This window comes from Lichenihabitans psoromatis (assembly GCF_004323635.1).
GTDB classification, from domain to species: domain Bacteria; phylum Pseudomonadota; class Alphaproteobacteria; order Rhizobiales; family Beijerinckiaceae; genus Lichenihabitans; species Lichenihabitans psoromatis.
Genome location: NZ_CP036515.1, coordinates 4,547,571 through 4,565,508 on the forward strand (window position 1 = coordinate 4,547,571; position 17,938 = coordinate 4,565,508).

Below are 17,938 nucleotides of genomic sequence, written 5' to 3' on the forward strand. Positions count from 1 at the left end.
AGGTTGGCGCGGCGCGCCGACGTCGATCATCCGCGCGAGGAGCAGATCGCATCGATGACACAGCCCGAGAGCCTCGATCGCGACGGGCACGGACGCATGCAGGCGCTTGGAACGGCCGCGTTCTATCGTAGCCTCGTTCCCCTCTCTGGTTTTCACGGCATTGCCGATTCGGCATCCTTCGTGCCGCTGCCCGACGACTGGGTGGTCGGGATCGCCGATGTGGTGTCGTCGAGCCAAGCCATCGCGGAAGGTCGCTACAAGACCGTCAACACGGCCGGCGCGGCGGTCATCTCGGCGGTGTCCAACGCACTCGGGACTCTCGAATTCCCCTTCATCTTCGGCGGTGACGGCGCAAGTTTCGCGGTCGGACCGGAGGACGCCGAACAGGCCAGCGCAGCGCTGGCCGCGACGGTCGCCTGGGTTGGACGCGAGTTGAACCTCGTCCTCCGTGGGGGCATTGTCTCGGTCAGCGACATCCGCGCCCAGTCTCTCGATGTTCGCGTGGCGCGGTTCGCGGTCTCAAACAACGTCACCTACGCGATGTTTGCGGGCGGCGGCCTCGCCTGGGCCGAGCGGCGCCTCAAGGCGGGCGACGTCGCGGTCGCGCCCGCGCCGAAGGATGCCCACCCCGATCTGACCGGCCTCACCTGCCGGTTCCACGATCTCGTCGCCAAGCATGGCGTGATCCTCTCGGTGCTGGTGCGGCCCACCTCCGGCCCCGACGACCCGCGTTTCCAAGCCCTCGTGCGCGAGGTGCTGCATATCGCCGAGCAAGGCCCGGACGAGGCCCGGCCGATGCCTGTGTTTCGGCCGGGGTTGCGGCAGCAATTGGCCGCGATCGGGATCGACGCGAGGATGCAGCCTGCAAGCTCCTCGATGATCCACCGCTGGTTGGCGGAGGCCGCCTATTCGGTTTTGGCGACCGTTCTGCTGACGACCGGCTGGAGCGTTGGCGGCTTCTCGCCGAAACGTTATCTCCGCGAGGTGGTCGAGAATTCCGATTTCCGGAAATATGATGATGGGCTGATGATGACACTCGATTGTACGCCAGCGCACGCCGATCGGATCGAGACACGGCTGCAAGACGCGGCTCGCGACGCCATCGCGGTCTATGGCCTGCATCGTCAGGATGCCGCAACGATCACCTGCGTGATCCCCTCGGTGGTGCAATCCAACCACGTGCATTTTATCGACGGCGCGTCCGGCGGCTATGCGGAGGCGGCCCGCGATCTTAAATCGAGACTGCTGGCCTGATGGGCCGGCCCGCGACGGAATGAATAGGTCTGCTTAAATTCCGTGGTGCGCTAGCTTCCGCCCGCGCCGTGTGACATCGTTAAGGCACAGAGGTTTCGATCGAGCGGCATCATTTGACCGAGAACATCTTGCAGAGTGCGAAGCCAGACATCCTACGGGTCGACAACCTGAAGGTTGCGTTCCGATTGCAGGATCGGCCGATCGAGGTCGTGAAGGGCGTATCCTTCCGGGTGCCGGCTGGCAAGACCGTGGCGCTGGTGGGCGAATCGGGTTCGGGCAAAACCGTCATCTCCCAAGCCATCATGGGGTTATTGCCCAAGGCAGGCTCGGTCACGGGCGGCCAGATCCTGTTCAGCGACCCGAAGAAAGCCTCCGAACCGCCGGTCGACATCGCATTGATGCCACGTGACGGCAGAGAGATACGCCATCTTCGCGGCGGTCGCATCGGCATGATCTTCCAAGAGCCGATGTCGTCCCTGTCGCCGGTCCATACGATCGGCAATCAGATTGAGGAAGCACTCCGGTTGCACCGACCGGTTCCGCACGGCGAGGCCCGCAACATGACCGAGCACATGCTCGGCCTCGTCGGCTTCAAGAACCCGGCGCGCGCTTACAGCATGTATTCCTTCGAACTCTCCGGCGGTCTGCGTCAACGCGCCATGCTAGCCATGGCGTTGATCTGCCGCCCCGCTCTTTTGATCGCCGACGAGCCGACCACCGCTCTTGATGTCACCATCCAGGCGCAGGTGCTTAATCTGATGCGCGAGTTGCAGACCGAGTTTGGCATGGCAATTCTGATGATCACGCATGATCTCGGGGTGGTCGCCAACATGGCCGACGAGGTCGTGGTCGTCTACCATGGCGAAGTCATGGAGGCCGGCGCCGCCGACGATATCTTCCGCCGGCCGGGTCACCCCTATCTCCGCGCTCTCCTGAAGGCGGTTCCGCATTTCGACATGAAGCCGAATGAGCGGCTCGTCGCCTTGCGCGATGCCCAGGAGGACATCAGTCCGCTCGTCAGCACACGTCCGCCCCGGCCGGAAAGCGGCAACGAGCCCCTGCTGAGCGTCCGCAATCTCCGGAAGGTCTACGGCTCGCGCAGCAGCGGCTTGTTCGGCAAGGCGGCGGAGCCCGTGGTCGCGGTCGATGACGTGAGCTTCGACATCATGCGCGGCGAATGCCTCGGTCTCGTGGGCGAGAGCGGATGTGGCAAGACGAGCGTGTCGAAGCTGATCATGCGGGCCATGAAGGCCGACGGCGGTTCGGTGACGTTCAATGATGGCACCAAGGCGATCGACGTCCTGAAGCTGCGCGGTCGGGCCGAACGAGACTTTCGCCAGCACGTCCAGATGATCTTTCAGGATCCCGTTAGTTCGCTGTCGCCCCGCATGACGGTGCTGAACATCTTGTGCGAACCGCTCGAAATTCACGGCATGGGCAATCACGACGAGCAGGTTCGCCGGGTGGGCGATTTGATGAGCGCCGTCGGGCTCGACCGCCGTTTTCTCAATCGCTACCCGCATAGTTTCTCGGGCGGGCAGCGCCAGCGCATCGGCATCGCAAGGGCTCTCGCGCTCAACCCCGATCTGATCATCTGCGACGAGCCGGTTTCGGCGCTCGACGTCTCGGTCCAGGCTCAAGTTCTCAACCTGCTGAAAGACCTGCAGCGCGAACTTGGCCTGACCTACCTGTTCATCTCGCATAATCTTGCTGTGGTGGATTATGTGGCGGACCGGATCGCAGTGCTGGCGCACGGCCGCATCGTCGAGATCGCCCCACGTGACGTTCTGTTCCGGCAGCCGGCGCATTCCTACACCAAGGCGCTGCTGGCCGCCGTGCCGTTCCCGGATCTTGACCGACCGCTCGACTTTGGAAGCCTCAAAGGCAAAAGCGCATCCGACCCGGCGCGATGGGCCCCGGCGTTCAGGGACAATGGCCGGCCCGAGACCCTCAAGCCGATCGACCTCGGCAATGGCCACATTGTTCTGGCGCAACCCAACGTGGATTTCCGGGAGTTGGCGAAATGCGTCGCATGAGCCTGCTGTTCGGGCTGTTGGCCCTGCTGCTGGCCGCCTGCTCCGCGCAAGCCGAGATCGCGACACCGCGGGAGACGCCGTATTTCGAGTATGACGTCGGCGACGGCAAGCTTCCGCCGGTCGCCCTGCGCCTGCCGCTGCATCCGCGCATCATCGACCTTCCCTCGATGAACCGCGAGACCGGACACCCCGGCGGCACATGGAAGATGCTGATGGGCGACCAGCGCGATCTTCGCATGATGACGATCTATTCCTACGCGCGGCTCGTGGTCTTCGACGACAAGCTGAACTTCGTTCCCGATATTCTCGAGAGTATCCAGATCGAGGACGACAAAGTTTTCACGCTGCATCTTCGCGAAGGGCATAAGTGGTCGGACGGGCAGCCGTTCACGACGGAAGACTTTCGTTATTATTGGGAGGACGTTGCCAATAACGCGACGCTGTCGCCCTCCGGTCCGAGCCCAAGTCTCCTCGTGCGAGGGAAGCCGCCGCGCGTCGAGATCATCGATGCGACGACCGTGCGCTACAGCTGGGACGAACCGAACCCGGCCTTCCTGCCTGCCCTAGCGGGATCGCAGCCGCTCTTCATCTTCATGCCGGCGCATTATCTCAAGCAGTTCAATGCGAAATACGCCGACACAGCCGCGCTCGATAAATTGGTCAAGAAGGCGCGCGTGATGAACTGGGGCTCGCTGCACGAGCGGATGTCGCGTCAGTACAGATGCGACAACCCCGATCTGCCGACGCTCGATCCGTGGCGCAATCGCACCTCGGCACCAGCCGAACTGTTTGTGTTCGAGCGAAACCCGTATTTCCATCGCGTTGATCAGACCGGCCAGCAACTGCCGTATCTCGACCGCGTCACGCTTTCGCTCGGCACCACGAGCCTGATTCCGGCCAAGACCGCGAGCGGCGACAGCACGTTACAGGCCCGCTATCTCGGTTTCGAGGATTACACGTTCCTTAAGCAGAACGAGGATTTAAACCACTACAAAGTCAATCTGTGGGAGAACGGTCAGGGTTCGTTTGCGGCGCTGATGCCAAACTTGAATGCCAAGGATCCCGTCTGGCAAAGGCTGCTGCGCGACGTACGCTTCCGGCGCGCTTTGTCGCTCGGGATCAATCGTCACGACATCAACCAAGCGCTCTTCTTCGGCCTTGCGCGCGAGAGCGCCGATACAGTGCTGCCGCAAAGCCCTCTCTTCAAGGAGACCTACGCGAAGGCGTGGAGCACCTATGATCCGGCCGCCGCCAACAAGCTGCTCGATGAAGCGGGGCTCGACAAGCGGGGCAGCGATGGGTTCCGTCTGCTCCCCGACGGTCGCAGAGCGGACCTCATTGTCGAGACGGCGGGCGATGTTGCCGAATATGTCGATATCCTCGAACTCGTCGGGGATGACTGGGCCAAGATCGGCCTGCGGGCCTTCACGCATCCCGCGCATCGCGACGTGTTCCGCAAACGCATCCTCGATGGCGACACGATCATGTCGATCGGCTCGGGGATCGACAATGGCAACCCAACCTCGGCGATCGAGCCGGACGATCTCGCCCCCATGCATGAATCGCAATTCCAGTGGCCGCGGTGGGGCTTATATCAAGAATCAGACGGCCACGAGGGCGATGCGGTCGACGTGCCGGAAGCCGCGCAACTGGTCGATCTCTACCGGGCGTGGCGTCGCTCCACCAACAAGGCGCAGCGGCAGGATATCTGGGGCAAGATGTTGTCGATCAACTCTGATCAAGTTTTCTCGATCGGGATCATCAACGGTACGAAACAGCCGGTGGTGATTTCCGATCAGATGAGAAATGTGCCCGTCGACGCCCTTTATGCGTTCGACCCAAGTGGCTTCTTCGGCATCTACATGCCCGATACGTTCTGGTTGGCCAATGCGCCCGGAGGCTGACGCGCGATGCTGACCTATCTGGTGCGACGCGTGCTGATCATGATTCCGACGCTCTTCGTCACAAGTGCGATCATCTTCAGCGTGATGGCGCTGTCCCCGAGCGACTATTTCTCGAACTATGCCGCCGAAATGCAGGCCCAGGGCGAGAAGGTCGATAACAGCCGCATCGATTTCATGAAGAAGGAATACGGCTTGGATAAGCCGCCGGTGGAGCGATACTTTCGCTGGATCGGTGGGTTTTTCGTCGGCGATTTCGGCTATTCGTTCGAGTACCAAATGCCGGTTAGCAACGTCGTTGGCGACCGGCTTTATCTCACGATGCTTCTCTCATTCACGACAATTATCTTCACTTGGCTGGTCGCTTTTCCGATCGGTATTTACTCGGCTACTCATCAATATAGCTGGGGCGATTACGGCCTGACCACACTGGGACTGCTGGGTCTGGCGATCCCGCATTTTCTGCTGGCGCTGCTGTTCCTCTACTTTGCGAACGTTTGGTTCGGCATTTCCATCGGCGGCCTGATGGATCCGAAGTATTTTGATCAGCCGATGAGCTGGGCGAAACTTCAATCGATCTTGGCGCATCTCTGGATCCCGGTCATCATCATCGGCACGGCCGGCACAGGCAGCATGATCCGCACGATCCGCGCCAATCTGCTCGAAGAATTGCAGAAGCAATATGTGACCACGGCGCGGGCTAAGGGCCTGCACCCGATGCGCGCCTTGATGAAATATCCGTTTCGCATGGCCATGAACTTCTTCATTTCAGATATCGGCAGCATCCTGCCGTCGATCGTCTCGGGGGCGGAACTCGTCGCGATCGTTCTATCGCTGCAGACCACCGGCCCCCTCCTGGTTCATGCCTTGCAAAGTCAGGACATCTACCTGGCCGGATCATTCCTGATGTTTCTCGCGACCCTGACGATCGTCGGCGTGTTGATCTCCGACATCGCGCTGGCCTTCCTCGACCCGCGCATCCGCCTGATCGGAGGAACAACGAAATGACAGGCGTGGCTCCTTTGCAGGGCGCGCCTCTGGCGCATTTCGTCTCGAAGGCTCCCTTCGATCCGCTCTCGGTGACGCGACTGTCCCCGGCGCAGGAGCGTATCTATCTGGCGTCGCAATGGCGGCTGATGTGGTGGAAGTTCAAACGCCACCGCATGGCCGTAGTTTCGGGCATCTTCCTGCTCGTGCTCTACGCAACGGTCCCGTTTTCGGAGTTTTTCGCGCCCTATGCTGGAGGCACGCGAGACACGGATTTCATTCGCTCACCGCCGCAGAGGATTCACTTCTTCGATAAAGGATCGTTTGTCGGCCCGTTCGTCTATGGCTCGACCTTCCATCTCGACATGAAGAACCTGCGCCGACAATATCCTCTGGACACGTCCAAGGTCGATAAGATCCGCTTCTTCTGCCACGGCGATCCTTACCTCTTTTGGGGCTTGATCCCGGGTGACACGCACCTGTTCTGCCCGGCCGAAGGCGGCAACGTCTTTTTGTTCGGCACCGACCGTCTCGGGCGCGATGTGCTGTCGCGCATTCTCTACGGCGCGCGCGTGTCGTTGACCGTTGGTCTCATCGGCATTTCGATCAGCTTCTGTCTCGGGCTCATCATCGGCGGCCTCGCGGGCTATTACGGCGGCTGGTTCGATCTTATCAGCCAGCGCCTGATCGAGATCGTGCATTCGATTCCGCACATCCCGATCTGGCTCGCGCTGGCCGCCATCATGCCGGTGACGTGGAGCCCGCTTCTGGTCTATTTCGGCATCACGGTGATCCTCGGGATGATGGATTGGACCGGGCTGGCCCGAGCAGTGCGGGCCAAACTCCTGGCCTTGCGCGAGGAAGATTACGTGATGGCGGCGCAGCTGATGGGCGCGCGTACCCCGCGCGTCATCGCGCGGCATCTGTTGCCGGGCTTCATCAGCCATCTCATTGCCTCGGCCACCATCACGATCCCGTCGATGATCCTCGGCGAAACCGCATTGAGCTTTCTCGGCCTCGGCCTACGGCCACCCATTATCTCGTGGGGCGTCATGCTCAATGAAGCGCAGAACATGAACGTGGTCGTGCTCTATCCCTGGCTGATGTTGCCGGTCGTGCCCGTCATCTTGGTGATCCTCGCCTTCAACTTCCTCGGCGATGGCCTGCGCGACGCGGCGGATCCTTATAATGCGTGATCGACCCACGCATCGCGCGGTTCCGCGCCGAGGGCGCTGAGCCCGCAATGCAGATTGGTTTTTATGCGCCCCTGAAGGCGCCGAATCATCCTGTGCCGTCGGGCGACCGACAGATGGCACGCCTGCTGATCGAGGCGCTTCGCCTGGGCGGCCATGCCGTGTCGCTGATCTCGACGTTCCGCTGTTTCAGCGCGACGCCGGATGACGCCGAACGAGCCCGCATCGCCGAGGGCGCGCGAGACGAGGTGGCGTCCATCGCGGCGCAATGGGGCGACCGACCGGCCCTGACGCCGGATCTGATCTTTGCCTATCACCTCTATTACAAAGCACCGGACTTGATCGGCGCGGCCTTGGCGCGGCGCTTCGACCTGCCCTATGTGACGGCCGAAGCGTCTCATGCGGCCAAGCGTGAGGGCGGCCCATGGCAGGCCGGACATGCGCTGGTCGAGGCGGCGATCCGCGAGGCTGCCGTCAACTTCTGCTTCACGGCCAACGATCGTCTCGGCCTCGCCGAGATCGTGCATGAGTCGGACCGCCTGATCGATCTCCCGCCTTTCATCGAGACGAGCCGCTATACGCGATCGCCTCATCCGGAGACGCGTCACGGCACGCAACTCGTGACGGTCGCGATGATGCGGCCGGGAGACAAGCTTCACAGCTACAGATTTTTGGCCGCGGCCTTGATGCGCCTTCAGCATCTCGACTGGCGCTTGACGATCATCGGCGACGGTCCGGCGCGGTCGGAGGTCGAAGCGGCTTTCGCGCCTCTTCCTCCCGACCGTCTGGTTTGGCGCGGCGCATTGGCGGGAGACGCCGTGGCCGACGCGCTCATGACAGCCGATCTGTTCGTCTGGCCGGGGTTCAACGAAGCCTTCGGCTTGAGTTACCTCGAGGCTCAGGCCTGTGGACGTCCCGTCATCGCGGTGCGCGGCGAGGGGACACCGAGCGTGGTGCGCGACGGAACGACAGGGCTGCTTACCGCGAACCATCTGGCGGACTATGCGGCGGCGATCGCGCGCCTGCTGACCGACCCCGCGCTTCGCGCGGCGTTCGGCGAAGCCGCCTCTGCGTTCGTGCACGGCGAGCGGACCCTCGCGGGCGCAGCCGCCCGGCTGCAGAGCGGCCTCGACCGCGCGCGTCAGCCGATGAACGGAGCCGCACCATGATGATCTCGGGACAGTCGGACGATCCCTGGATCGCGGTGCGAGAGGCCTTGGATCGAACGGCCGATGACGGAGGCACGACACGGTTTTGGCTGCGCGACGACGACGCGATCGCCGTGACGCCCGCTCTCAATCGCCTCGGTGACCTCAGCGGCAGCCATTCCATGCCGGTGATGCTCGCCGTTATTCCGGCCGGCGCGACGGCGCCGCTCGCGGCTTGGGTCGCTGAGCGAAGGTGGGTGACGCCTTGCCAGCACGGCTGGGCGCACACGAACCATGCCCGTCCGGGCGAGCGCGCCTGCGAACTCGGCGGCGATCGGTCGGATGAGGTCGTGCTGGCTGAATTGGCGGAGGGGCGGCGCGCTCTGCATGATCTGTTCGGGTCGGGGTCGGCCGATACGCTCGTGCCGCCCTGGAATCGCATCAGGCCGAGCGTATTGCCCGCGCTTCCGCAAGCAGGCTATCGCACGCTCTCGACGTTCGATCGGCCGACGCCCGGCGGGGTCGATGGCCTTAAGCTTCTGAATTGCGATCTCGATCTCATCGATTGGCGCAACGGACACCGCGGACGCAGCATCCCCGACCTCTGTGGACGGCTCGTTCGCGCCATCGATGCGGCGCGCCTGCATCGCGGACCGATCGGGCTTTTAGCCCATCACCTCGCTCATGACGAAGCGGCGTGGGACTTTCTCGAGCAATTTCTCGACGAGGTTCGGCCAAGCCCAGCCGTTTCTTTTATGGCCGTCGCGGCCGCCGACTGAACGATCCGCGCCGTTGAGCCCACGTCAATGCAGGTTTTCGCGCTCGTGCTGAACCTGGGCAAGTGCCCGGTTGGTTCGTTCGAGCCGCGTTGCCAAGACTCGCATCATGGCGATCCCCATATCGGGGAAACTCCTCAACAAGCCCATCAACTGAGACTTACCGATCACCAGCGTCTCGCAGCGGCATGCGGCCGTCACGGTCGCGGTTCGCGGCATATCGCAGAGAATCGCCATATCGCCGATGAAATCGTTCCGGCCGACGGTCGCGACCGTCACCTCGCTATCGCCGGCACGGACCGAGACATCCGCCTGGCCCTTGATGATCACATAAGCGGTTTCTCCGCTCTCACCCTCGCGGCATAGGGTTTGGCCCGTATCGAAGGCCATGCGTTGGGACGCGAATGCCAAAAGTTTAAGCTTCGACAATTCGACCGACGCAAAGATGGGGACTTCGCGGAGGACTTCGATGTCTTCCTTCAACAAACTCACGACACGTCCTTTCTCCGAACGCTGGAAGATGGCACGTCTTCAGGCAGACGCCCGAACTCGGGGATAATCAGCAACATTCACGACGGTGGCCGGCGTTTTCTTTTGATCTGTCGCAACTCTACCGTGCTCCATCCGGATCAAGCGAGGGAATTGTTCACCAAGAGCGGGGTTTTCAAGGTTCCACAAGATACCGAACCCAGGACCATCCTCGCCACGCGCTAGGGCCAGCACCCGCTTGAGGATCGCGGCCTGCGCCCGGCCATCGAGTTGTCCCAACGGCCGATGCGCCAAGAGCAGGTCGGGTCGCCGCAAAATCGCGCGGGCCAGGGCCAGCTTCTGACGCTGCACGGCCGTGAGGCGCTTGCCGCCACTCCCGATGTTAAACGCGAGCCCTGCCTCGAACACCACGGGGCGGAGGTCCAGATCATCGACGATCTGCTGCACGATCCCGGAAATCCGCGCTTCGGCTTCGGCGACCCCGAAGGCGACGCGGCCCATGAGCAGATTATCCTTCACGGTGGCGGCGAGGTTGTAATGCGCCGGATCGTAGAAGGCGATGTCCTGCTGGTCATCACCAAGCATGTCGTGAAAGATATGTCGCGTCTCGAGCAAGCGGTCGATCCGATCGCGATCGAGCAAGCCAAGCCGATCGCGTTCTTCGATGTAGCCGAACGCGAGATCGAGAAAGATCGCCTGGTCGGCGGCCGAGGCTTGCTGGAACTTCTTGTTGCCGATCCGCTTGATGGCAGCCTGATAATCCGGGAATTGCTCGGGCGTCATCAAGCTCAGTTGCTCAAACAGCGGGTTGTCGGGCTGCAGGCCCTCGAACACCTCCATGATCGTATTGGCGATCTCGCGACCCATCTCGAAGAGATCGACATCGAGCTTTTGGGACGCCAGAACGCGGCGCAGGACCGGATTGCTGCCAAGCCTCCGCGCGCTAAAGTCCTCGTTGATCGGCGTTCCGAAAATCAAGTTCTCGCCGATCGACGATTGCATGTTGTAGCGCCAGGGATCGAAGGCCTCCACCAATTGGGTGAGGCCCGCCGCCTCGAGCCGCTCGCGGAAGATGGCACGCGCATCGACGAACCGCGTGCGGATCTCCTCGGAATCGGTCGCGAGTTGACGATTCAACCCGAAGCTGACGATGTCGTTTTCAAGATCGACGACCTGAACGACCCGCCGAAGACGCTCGACGATATCGGCCGGCCCGGTCGCGCCAGCCGCTTCGTAGTCGGTCCAGTCGGCCAGAAAGTCGAGGCTGTTGCCCCGGCCCTTAATGATCTTATGGCGCGAGGTGTCGCTGTCGGGCAGCGCATTGGTGTGTCGCAACCCATAAAGGAGCGCATCGGCGATATCCGATTGCGGAAAGAAGGTTTCGGTGCCGACGAACGAAATGCGTCGCCCGGTGATGGCCAAGGGCCATTCCTTGAGATCGCGCCCCGCCAATACGACGCGACCGCTCATCAGGGACACGAGACGTGAGGCGACAGCCACCAGGGTTTCGCCGCCGCCGGTCGAACTCCCCTCGATCGCGACCTGCTCGTTTAGGTCCATGGTAAAGCTGCACGCATCGAGGAGGCGCGTTCCGGTGCTATCCAGCACCGCCACGTTGCTGAACGCCAATTCGCCCTCGAGATGGGGGATCGGCCCCTCAAAATCCGGCGGCGCCAAGAGCTCGATCGAGTCGTCGACCGAGAATTGCTCCATCACCTGCGTGTATTTGACCTCGACGTCGAGACGCTGCTGGTCCCAATCGATCAGGTCCTTCACGGGGGACGGGAGATCTTTGTAGGCCGAGATGACCGCGACGAGCTGGCCGATGTTGAGATGGCCCGAGATCGCGAGGAACCCCCCCACCATATAAAACAGGAACGGCGTCACCTGAGCCAAGAGGTTGTTCAGGAATTTGACGAAGAATTTCCATTGATAGAGCGCGAAGCGGATCGCGAAGATGGCCGTGAGTCGGTTGGCAAGCTCGGCGCGCTGATAGTTCGATGTGTCGTTGGTATGGATGCTTTCGATATCGTCAATGATCTCGCCGATGCGGCCGGCTAGGGCGCGCGACGTCAATTGCCGCTGCCGGCCAAGAATCAACTGCTTGCGCCTCAGGCGCGGGATGACGACGCCCTGCACCAGCAGCAGCGAAACCGCGATCAGCCCCAGCGAAAAATTCTGCAGGAGAATGAACACGATCGACGTGATGATCTGGCCGCCGAGGAACACCGGCTGCACGTAGCTGTCGCCGATGAAGCCGCCGAGTGGTTCGACCTCGTCCTTGATCATGGTGGCAATCTCGGCCGGCTTGACGCGGCGGAACTCGCTTGGCGGAAAACGCAAGACCCGGTCGATCAACTCATAGCGCAACTGCTGAAGCATGCGCTCGCCGAGGCGACCCTTGTAGGTGTTGATGTAGAATTTGAACAAGCCGTTGATGATGACAAGAAGCAAGAACAAGCCGCTGAGCACGATGAGCGACCACAGACGATTGAGGTCGAATCCGTGCATCACCTCATAGGAGCCGCCCTCGACGAGCCCGAACGGCACCGGCACCTTGACTTGAAAGAAGTGCTGCGTGGCGTTTGCGGTCTCAAAACCTTTCGCCTGGATCGGCCCATTCACGATATATTTCGGCAGGTCCAACATGAGAAAGTTGAACGGCATCGACGCAAGAATGATGAACAGAATCCAGATCTGTTCCTTGCGGGTCTGAGTCCAAATATATCTGAAGAGGCTTGCGTTCATGCGCGACAACTTGATTTCGTGCGCGTCATGGAAGCGGCGCGTAACCTGTTAACGGCGTCTAGCCGGTGATGAAGATACGTCATCATGGGCCAGTCGGGCCGATCGATCCTACAACAAAGCGCGTCAGGGTGCGACCGGATCGGTTTGGCGCCATCTCTGCTCGAGCAGACGCGCCGTCTCGACAGCCCCATTGAAGTCGAAAGTGGTTTCGCGCGGAGGCAGATCAAGGGCCCGATCGATTCCGGCTGCGAGCCGAGTCGGATCGAGGGTCGCCTCATCGACGACCACAGCCCACCCCCGTCGCTCCAGCAAAGTGGCGCGGCGCTCTTGTTCGGTTTCACCCGTCATCGCGTGCGGAACCAAAACGGCCCGGCAGGTCGGGGCGGACAGGAGATCCGCCACCGTATTATAGCCGGCCTGCGAAATCGACAGGGTCGCGGCGCGGAGGCGAGCGGGTAAATCAGCCTCGAAGGTTCGGAGCGTCACACCGGACGGATCGACGAGACGATCGGAGGCCGGAAGGTTGGGGCCGGTCAGCACCAACCAAGAGAGGCTCGCGGCGCGCGACAAAGGTTTGGCCGCGAGGGCCGCATGCAGCAAGGACGCGCCGACAGCACCACCGCCGACCGACACGATGACGTCGAAAGGCTCGGTCACCGGCATCTCGGAAGGCGCGGGACCCACGAGGCCGCTATACACGATGGTGTCGGCGATCTCGCCCGCGAGCGGGAAACTATCGCCGAGCGTTCCTAGCGTCGGGTCACCATGCACAATGACGAGATCGACATAGCGCTGCACCAGCGCGACGGTTTCGGCATCCCGGCTCGGCTTGCGATTCTCTTGCAGGATATCGCGCAACGACACCGCGATCAGCGGTGGGTGGGCGCGAGCCTGCAGGGCCTCGAGAAGCGGCAGCAACTCGAAACGCATCTGACGTCGCCCGAACGGAAAGGCCTCGATCAGCACGATATCGGGCTTGATCGTCTCGGCATGTCGCAGGAGTTGGTCACGGCGCGCGTCCCGCGCCTCTGGCCCGAACACCTCGCCATCGGGGGTCACGAGATCGGCGAACCCGCCTGGCCCGGCCTTGACGGGCGGCAGACAGGCGATGGCGGCATCGCCGAAATCAAGACGTGGTGGAAGGGTGCCGCCAACCACGACGGTCACGTCGAACGGACCGGCCGCCATGGCTTTGGCGATGCGCGAGCCGCGCACCAAATGCCCGATCCCCAACAGATGTTGGACGTAGAAGAGGAGGCGCGGACGGTTCAGGGACGTGATGCCGCGCGCGACACGGTGGAGGCGGTTTCGTTCATCGGTGGAAGCCTTGTCTCGTCGATCATACCGTCTGACCATGTCCGCATGCCGGCCTCTGGAGCAAGCCCCGTCGCATCCGTGTCGGCCGCCGATCCATCGAACAGCGCGGCCAGCGCCGACAGGCTGGTCCGGGCGTCGAAATCAGCGGCAACGCGCCGGCCGCCGGCGTCGCCGAGACGTCGGCGGATCGAGGGATCGCGGATGAGGCGATGGATGGCGTCCGCAAGGGCCTCGGGCTGGTCGGGTGGAACTAGCAGGCCATTGCGATCATGCTCGATCAATTCGGCGACGCCGCCGACATCGGTCGAGATGCAGACCAGCGACTGGCTCTGCGCTTCGACCAGCACATTCGGCAGCCCGTCGCGATCGCCATCCTGCGCGACTCGGCACGGCAGGATGAAGAGATCCGAGGCGCGATAGCGCTCGAGCACGACCGTCTGGTCCTGCGCGCCCAGGAAGGAAAGGCGCGCGCTCATCCCAAGCCGCTCGGCCTGTTGCTTGAGGGCGGGAAGAAGCGGCCCGCCGCCGATATGCGTCCACGCCCAAGCGCAATCGCGCGGCAGCAGCGCCAGCGCATCGAGGAGCGTGTCGAAGCCCTTCTTCTCGACCGCGCGACCGACACTGAGAAGCCGCACCGGCTGCGCCTGATCGAGGCCATCCCGTTGACCTCGGAACGGCGCAAGAGGTCTGAACCGATCGAGCTTCAGCCCGTGATAGACGAGATGAACCGCCTTGCCGACCGGGCTAAGGCATTGCAGCCGGTTTAGCCCGGCGCGCGTGCAGGTCACGGTCCAGATCGCGCGGCGCAACTTGCCCGCGAGCTCCCAATCCGGCGAGGTCCAGATATCCTTGGCATGCGCCGAGCACGTCCAGGGACGACCGAGGATGAGGCTGGCATAATCGACCACGCTGGCCGGCGTGTGGATGAAATGCGCGTGGAGGCGTGTGACATCCGGCGGCAGGTCGGCGGCCAGCACCATCGCCTGCCCTATGCGGCGAAAGCGGTTGCGGCTGATGTCGCGCGGAAGGTCGGCGCGGAACTGCCGCCACGCCTCCGCCAATCCCGGCCGTTGTCTCAGGCTCCACCACGCTTTCAGAACCCGCAGCGGCTCCTGGTGCAGATATTCGGGCAGATAGCTGACCGGCGCCACGATGGCGCGGTGAACCGGATGCAGCTTGGTATCGGTGGGACGGCGCAGCGCCACGATCCTAAGATCGAAGCCGGCTTGCTCCAGCCCCAGGATCTCCTCGGCAATGAATGTCTCAGAGAGGCGCGGATACCCCTTGAGCACGAAGGCGATTGGTTCCCTCAAGCCTCGCCCGCCCGCCGATCTCGTTCGACGAGACTGGGCTCGAGCAGGCTTGCCGCAAGATCCTCGCGCGCGGAGATGTAATCGTGAACGAGATCGCCGATGCGCAGCAGCCCGTCGAGTGGACGGCCATAGGCGGTTTCGGACGGTTTTGCCCGCACCGCAAGCTGGCGGAGCGCCTCGGCCATGACGGCCGGGTCGTCCGCCTCATCGGGCATGAGCATGTCGACGAGCCCCAGGCCCTGAGCGCGGCGGGCGCGAATCAACTGCTCCTCCCGCGGCGTGACGCGAGGGATGATAAGGGCGCGTTTGTCGAGCGAGAGGATTTCGCAAAACGTGTTGTACCCCCCATCGACACCACCCCGGCGGCGGCCTGAATCAAAGCCTCCATCCGATTGTCGAAATCGATGAGATGGAGGTTCGGGAAAGCCGCCGCCCGCCGATAGACCTCGTCGCGTTCCTCCGCCTTCATGAAGGGGCCGAGAACCATCACGACCGGCCCGCTCAGGCCGGGCGTGTGTTCGTGCGCGGCGATCACCTGATGCATGATGCGGGCGCCATCGCCCCCACCTCCCGCCGTCACCAGCAGGAAGTCGTCGGGCAGGCTCGGCCCATGAAACGCCGTGACGGCCGGCACCTCGCGCCGCAGATACCCGGTCCAGCAGAGCCGGTCATGCAAAGAGGCCGGCGGATCGAGGCCGGTCAGCGGATCGTAGAAGTCCTTCGGGCCATAGACCCAGACGGCGTCGTAGAACGCGTCGAGCTTGCGGAGAACATCGTTGCGGGCCCATTCGGCCTTCAGATGCGCGGGCGAATCCATGACCTCGCGCAAACCGAGCACCAGCATGGTGCCGCGCGCCTTGAGATAGGCGAGCGTGCCTTCGAGTTCTCCGCGCAGGCCGAGCGGCTCCTTATCGACGATAAAAAGATCCGGCTGAAACGATTCAGCCGTGCTCTGGATGATTGAGCGGCGTAGCGCCAGCGTCTCATGCACATCCGTATGCTGGCCAAGCGGCGTATATTCGCCGTTGATGAGCTTGATGATGCTCGGAATTTTAAGAAAGTCGACGCGGGTGCGAAACTCAAACGCGCCGACGATCGGCGAGCCGGAGACGATCAGGACATTGAGGCCCTTGAAACGCTCGACCAGCGCATGCGCGATGGCGCGGCAGCGGCGCAAATGGCCGAGCCCGAAGGTGTCGTGGCTGTACATCAGCACGCGCGCGTGGCGAAACCGTCCGGTCGCGGGGCCGTCCTCATCCGCCTCGTCGCGGATCGTTCCAGGATGAAACGGCAGAACGCCCGACCGATCAGAGTCCGACAAGATCATCGACCGCGACAAGGATGAACCCAGGATTTGACGTTTGGTCGCTCTCGTGGCGCGGCCCGTCCGTCGAACCATGCATCGCTCTGCTGTCCGCCATCCTTGCGCCAACCCCCGCCGACCGGAACCTGGCGTCCCGAATGCGACAGCTTAGAGCGGCGCTCCGGCCGTTACAATAAGGCGATCGCAACCCCTCACCGCCTGTGGCCGCGATGCCGCTGTGGGGCGCGCAAAACGATCTCCGCTGTCGCGAGCGAGCCCGACGCCGTATAGGCGGGAGCGTCGCGGTCGCGGCTCGCCCCAAAATCGCCCGCCACGATCGCATGTCACCGATCCCGATCAGGACCCCTGATGACCTTTATACCGCTCGCCCTCGTGCCGCTGTCGCTCCTTTTACACTATGTCGTCGGCGTGCCCTCGTTCGTGGATTTCGCGCTGGGCGCAGTCGCCATCGCGGTCCTGGCGGATTGGACGCGTCGCGCCACCGAGCAACTCGCCGAACGTGCAGGGCCGACGATCGGCGGCCTGCTCAACGTCAGCTTCGGCAGTATCGCCGAGGTGATCCTCGCTTTGTTCGTGCTGATCGACGGCCAGGCCGAGGTGGTGCGGGCGCAATTGACCGGGTCAATCATGGGCACCAGCCTGCTCGGCCTCGGTATCGCGATTCTGGTCGGAGGCGTCGGTCGCGAGAAACAGGTGTTCAACCGCGAACGGGCGGGCCAACTCTCCACGATGCTCATGCTGGTCGTGATCGCATTGCTGATGCCGGCGATCTTTGATCTCACCGGGCGCACCGTCACGCATACGGGCAATCTCGGCCTTTCGGACGAATTGCTGAGCCTCGCGGTCTCGGTCGTCCTGCTGGCGCTCTACGGTGGCAATCTCGTCTACACGTTGGTGACCCATCGCGACATCTTCGCCAGCGCGGACGAGCGCGGCACGGCAGACTGGTCGTTGCCGCTGTCGCTCGGCGTGCTGGTCGGCGCCACACTCTTCGTGGCGATCGAGGCCGAAATCGTGTCCGGGGCGCTCAAGACGACCGCATACGGGCTGCATCTGTCGCCGATGTTTCTCGGCGTCGTCGTCTTGGCCCTCGTCGGCACCGGGGGCGATCTAATCGCTGCGGTGTTTTTCGCCCGGCAAGACAAGATGGGCCTCGTGCTCAACATCTCGATCGGCTCCGCCATCCAGATCGCGCTTGTGGTGGCGCCGCTGCTCGTGTTGATCTCGTGGGCGCTCGGCCACCCGATGACGCTGGTCTTCTCCAATCCGCTGCAACTCTTCGCCATCGCCAGCACGGCCTTCATCGTGCGGGCCATTGCGGCCGATGGGGAAACGACCTGGTTCGAAGGCCTGCTGCTGGTGGGTGTCTATTCCTTGTTCGCCCTCGGGTTTTTCTTCGTCGACCGCGGCTAACCGAAGACGATGATAAAACGGCTGATCCACGACCTGCTA

Annotated in this window: 12 protein-coding genes and 1 pseudogene; 8 read left to right on the plus strand and 5 right to left on the minus strand. The window is 62.8% G+C overall.

Features of this window, described 5'->3' with window-relative positions:
* Window positions 1–54: 54 nt before the first annotated feature.
* The 7 genes from EY713_RS21175 (at window position 55) to EY713_RS21205 (ending at window position 9,298) form a co-directional block, all read left to right on the plus strand.
* Window positions 55–1,254 carry a DUF3095 domain-containing protein gene (locus EY713_RS21175; protein ID WP_245572820.1) on the plus strand — a complete coding sequence of 400 codons (1,200 nt, stop codon included), beginning with the start codon at window positions 55–57 and terminating at the stop codon, window positions 1,252–1,254.
* A gap of 113 nt (window positions 1,255–1,367) precedes the next feature.
* A complete protein-coding gene (locus tag EY713_RS21180) occupies window positions 1,368–3,290 on the plus strand; it encodes an ABC transporter ATP-binding protein (RefSeq protein WP_245572821.1) in 1,923 nt (640 codons plus the stop codon).
* The gene (locus EY713_RS21185) at window positions 3,278–5,194 is read left to right on the plus strand and encodes an ABC transporter substrate-binding protein (protein ID WP_245572822.1); all 1,917 of its coding nucleotides are present in this window, start codon (window positions 3,278–3,280) and stop codon (window positions 5,192–5,194) included. The genes EY713_RS21180 and EY713_RS21185 overlap by 13 nt, the downstream gene beginning before the upstream one ends.
* Window positions 5,195–5,200: 6 nt before the next feature.
* Entirely contained in the window at window positions 5,201–6,199 is a 999-nt protein-coding gene (locus tag EY713_RS21190) for an ABC transporter permease (RefSeq protein ID WP_131118929.1), read from the plus strand.
* A complete protein-coding gene (locus EY713_RS21195) occupies window positions 6,196–7,374 on the plus strand; it encodes an ABC transporter permease (RefSeq protein ID WP_131118931.1) in 1,179 nt (392 codons plus the stop codon). The genes EY713_RS21190 and EY713_RS21195 overlap by 4 nt, the downstream gene beginning before the upstream one ends.
* Window positions 7,371–8,540, plus strand: coding sequence for a glycosyltransferase family 4 protein (locus EY713_RS21200; protein WP_342635965.1), 1,170 nt, complete (start codon window positions 7,371–7,373; stop codon window positions 8,538–8,540). Before EY713_RS21195 ends, EY713_RS21200 begins: the two co-directional genes overlap by 4 nt.
* A complete protein-coding gene (locus EY713_RS21205) occupies window positions 8,537–9,298 on the plus strand; it encodes a polysaccharide deacetylase family protein (protein WP_131118933.1) in 762 nt (253 codons plus the stop codon). The genes EY713_RS21200 and EY713_RS21205 overlap by 4 nt, the downstream gene beginning before the upstream one ends.
* A 24-nt stretch (window positions 9,299–9,322) precedes the next feature.
* Here the strand turns inward: EY713_RS21205 and EY713_RS21210 are convergent, their stop codons facing one another.
* From EY713_RS21210 to EY713_RS21230, 5 genes and pseudogenes are all read right to left on the minus strand, one after another.
* Window positions 9,323–9,787: a cyclic nucleotide-binding domain-containing protein gene (locus EY713_RS21210; protein WP_131118935.1), complete on the minus strand. Its 465-nt coding sequence runs from the start codon at window positions 9,785–9,787 to the stop codon at window positions 9,323–9,325.
* A 39-nt stretch (window positions 9,788–9,826) separates the two neighbouring features.
* Window positions 9,827–12,532, minus strand: coding sequence for an ABC transporter transmembrane domain-containing protein (locus EY713_RS21215; RefSeq protein WP_131118937.1), 2,706 nt, complete (start codon window positions 12,530–12,532; stop codon window positions 9,827–9,829).
* A 123-nt stretch (window positions 12,533–12,655) separates the two neighbouring features.
* Window positions 12,656–13,747, minus strand: coding sequence for a glycosyltransferase family protein (locus EY713_RS21220; protein ID WP_342635995.1), 1,092 nt, complete (start codon window positions 13,745–13,747; stop codon window positions 12,656–12,658).
* A 53-nt stretch (window positions 13,748–13,800) separates the two neighbouring features.
* On the minus strand, window positions 13,801–15,162 hold the full coding sequence (locus EY713_RS21225) for a glycosyltransferase family 4 protein (RefSeq protein ID WP_131118941.1): 1,362 nt from the start codon (window positions 15,160–15,162) through the stop codon (window positions 13,801–13,803).
* Window positions 15,159–16,372 (minus strand): annotated as a pseudogene (locus tag EY713_RS21230) (glycosyltransferase family protein). The gene EY713_RS21225 and the pseudogene EY713_RS21230 overlap by 4 nt, the downstream one beginning before the upstream one ends.
* 462 nt (window positions 16,373–16,834) lie before the next feature.
* Between EY713_RS21230 and cax the strand changes: the two are divergent.
* Window positions 16,835–17,899, plus strand: coding sequence for a calcium/proton exchanger (gene cax, locus EY713_RS21235; protein WP_131118943.1), 1,065 nt, complete (start codon window positions 16,835–16,837; stop codon window positions 17,897–17,899).
* Window positions 17,900–17,938 lie beyond the last annotated feature (39 nt).

What these genes read in the sequence shown, in the direction of transcription:
- EY713_RS21175 (WP_245572820.1), top strand. Translation starts at nt 55, where the DNA reads ATGACACAGCCCGAGAGCCTCGATCGCGACGGGCACGGACGCATGCAG.
- EY713_RS21185 (WP_245572822.1), top strand. Translation starts at nt 3,278, where the DNA reads ATGCGTCGCATGAGCCTGCTGTTCGGGCTGTTGGCCCTGCTGCTGGCC.
- EY713_RS21190 (WP_131118929.1), top strand. Translation starts at nt 5,201, where the DNA reads ATGCTGACCTATCTGGTGCGACGCGTGCTGATCATGATTCCGACGCTC.
- EY713_RS21195 (WP_131118931.1), top strand. Translation starts at nt 6,196, where the DNA reads ATGACAGGCGTGGCTCCTTTGCAGGGCGCGCCTCTGGCGCATTTCGTC.
- EY713_RS21205 (WP_131118933.1), top strand. Translation starts at nt 8,537, where the DNA reads ATGATGATCTCGGGACAGTCGGACGATCCCTGGATCGCGGTGCGAGAG.
- EY713_RS21215 (WP_131118937.1), bottom strand. Translation starts at nt 12,532, where the DNA reads ATGAACGCAAGCCTCTTCAGATATATTTGGACTCAGACCCGCAAGGAA.
- cax (WP_131118943.1), top strand. Translation starts at nt 16,835, where the DNA reads ATGACCTTTATACCGCTCGCCCTCGTGCCGCTGTCGCTCCTTTTACAC.